The organism is Bordetella tumulicola (genome assembly GCF_965138755.1).
In the GTDB taxonomy this organism is placed as follows: domain Bacteria; phylum Pseudomonadota; class Gammaproteobacteria; order Burkholderiales; family Burkholderiaceae_B; genus Bordetella_A; species Bordetella_A tumulicola.
In genome coordinates this window covers 1-786 of the sequence record NZ_CBCSFP010000030.1, presented here as the reverse complement: position 1 = coordinate 786, position 786 = coordinate 1, and the positions used below count along the sequence as shown (strand labels likewise).

Genomic DNA, 786 nt, shown 5'->3' with positions numbered 1-786 from the left:
GGGGTCCACCTCGCGAGCGGTATCGTTCCAGTCGTGCAATATCTGGTGCCGCTCTTGGGCACTGAGCAGATCGATCGATCCGATCGGTTGCTCGGCATTGTCGGCCACCGCCGTCAGCAGTCGGGTCAGTTGCGCAGCGATCCGCTCTACCGTTTGCTGGTCGAAGAGATCCGACGCATATTCGATCATGCCGGACAGGCCCTGAGCGGTTCCGTCCGCATCGCGTTTTTCCAGGAAACTCAACAGCAAATCAAATCTGGCTACCTTCAGCGTAGTTTCCTCGAACGCCACCGACAGGTCAGGCAAATCAAACGCCGACTTATTGTGATTGTGCAGCGCCAGAGACACTTGGAACAGGGGATGGCGCGCCATCGAGCGTTGGGGGTTCAGGATCTCGACCAGCCGTTCGAATGGCAGGTCCTGGTGCGCGTAGGCTTCCAAATCCACTTCTCGCACCCGCGCTACCAGTTCCCTAAAACTCGGGTTCCCTGAAGTGTCCGCACGCAATACCAGTGTGTTGACGAAGAACCCTACCAACTCGTCCAGCGCGTCGTCGGTTCGGCCCGCAATCGAGCTGCCTAGCGGAATGTCGGTGCCCGCGCCCAGGCGCGTCAACAATGCCGACACGCCTGCCTGCAGCACCATGAACAGACTTGCCTTGCTGTGCTGCGCTAGATCCAGTAGCTTGCGATGCAAGTCTGCGTCCAGCGATAACGCCAGCGTTTCTCCCCGGTGGCTCGCCACGGCGGGCCGCGCCCGGTCATAGGGTAAGTCCAGTTGGTCGGG

1 protein-coding gene is annotated in these 786 nt (G+C 60.2%); it reads right to left on the bottom strand.

The genetic code is table 11. The features are described 5' to 3' along the window. The coding region (locus ACNAZS_RS26730; RefSeq protein WP_415793643.1) for a condensation domain-containing protein at nucleotides 1–786 on the bottom strand (786 nt) is incomplete at both ends.